The 1448-nt window shown below is 37.4% G+C and carries 2 protein-coding genes; both read right to left on the reverse strand.

The window, feature by feature from the left end:
* Positions 1 to 32 precede the first annotated feature (32 nt).
* Positions 33 to 950, reverse strand: coding sequence for an IS3 family transposase (locus tag ACLHR0_RS31595; RefSeq protein ID WP_436491692.1), 918 nt, complete (start codon positions 948 to 950; stop codon positions 33 to 35).
* On the reverse strand, positions 845 to 1402 hold the full coding sequence (locus ACLHR0_RS31600) for a transposase (RefSeq protein WP_436491693.1): 558 nt from the start codon (positions 1400 to 1402) through the stop codon (positions 845 to 847). The genes ACLHR0_RS31595 and ACLHR0_RS31600 overlap by 106 nt, the downstream gene beginning before the upstream one ends.
* Positions 1403 to 1448: the final 46 nt, after the last annotated feature.

Here is a 1448-nt window from a genome sequence, read left to right on the forward strand (position 1 = left end):
TGTACTGCTCCCCAAAGTTTAGACTTTTTTGATTAGGCGGCTTGAGTTCGATATTGTATTGGACTCAAGCCATTTAGTTTTAATTTGATTCTATCGTTATTATAATATTCTATATATTCTCGAATGTCCTTTTCCAGTGTAATTATTGAATCATATTTTTTCAGATAAAACAACTCTGACTTCAATATTGAAAAGAACCCCTCCATGGCTGCATTATCGAGGCAATTTCCTTTTCTGGACATACTTTGCCTGATTCTATTGCCCTTAAATAGTCGTTGCCAGGCCTTCATTTGGTATTGCCATCCTTGATCAGAGTGAATAATTAATTTTGATTTTTCCGGCAGCTTAGACAAAACATTTTTTAGCATTTCTACAGTCTGATTACCATTGCAACGTCTATCCAATGTATAGCTGATTATTTCACTGTTATATAAGTCCATTATTGGTGATAAATACAATTTTTCTCCTGCTACACTAAACTCCGTTACATCTGTTACCCATTTCTGATTGGGTTTGCCAGCATAAAAATTACGTTGTAGCAGATTCGGAGCTATTTTGCCCAACTCCCCTTTATAGGATTTGTACTTCTTTACTTTTACCAGTGATTTAATCCCCAATTCTCTCATGATTCGCAGTACAGTTTTATGGTTAACAATGATGCCTTGTTTTCTTACAGCCAGCATAATTCGCCTGTAGCCATATCTGCCTTGATGATGATGATAGATCTGGAGGATTTGAGTTTTTAGATTTATTTTTTTGTCTTGTCGCTTTTTTTGATAATAGTAAAACGTACTTCTTGCCATCCCTGCTGCTTTTAAAAGCAGATCCTGGTTGTAATCGTGCCTTAATTCCCTGATGGCTTTTGCTCTTTTTGCTTTTTGTTTTGAGCTTGTTCTTCCTTCATTAAGGCATCCAACTTTTTTAGGTACGCGTTTTCCGTGCGTAACCATTCGTTCTCGGCTTTCAGTGCCGCTAATTCTTGTTGTTCAGGTGTTAAGTTCTGTTCAACTTGCGATGTTTTATGTTTCATGGGTTGTTTTTTTTGACCACTTCCCATCATTAGCAATCCCTGGCGGCCTTCACGCTTGTATATACATAGCCAATTATAAATGGTAGCAGCACTTGAGATACCGAAAATAGAGCTGGCCTCCATCAAAGATAAGTCCTTATTTAAAATCTTCTCAACCACTTTGATCCTGAATTTACTCGTGTAAACCTTTAAACCTACCTGCAACTTTAAGCCCACTTCACCCGCGATTCGATAATGCTCAAGCCATTGCTGGATACAAAAACGGCTACATCCAAAACCTCTCGCCACTGAACTAACGGATTGATAATCATTCTCAACTGCCATCACAATGGCTAATTTTTGCTCAAAACTGTATTTTCTGCGTTTATCCATAAAAATGCCCCCTAAAAGTGTCTAACTTTTAGGGGGCAGTACATAT

The sequence above is a fragment of the Chitinophaga sp. ARDCPP14 genome (assembly GCF_051362515.1).
In the GTDB taxonomy this organism is placed as follows: domain Bacteria; phylum Bacteroidota; class Bacteroidia; order Chitinophagales; family Chitinophagaceae; genus Chitinophaga.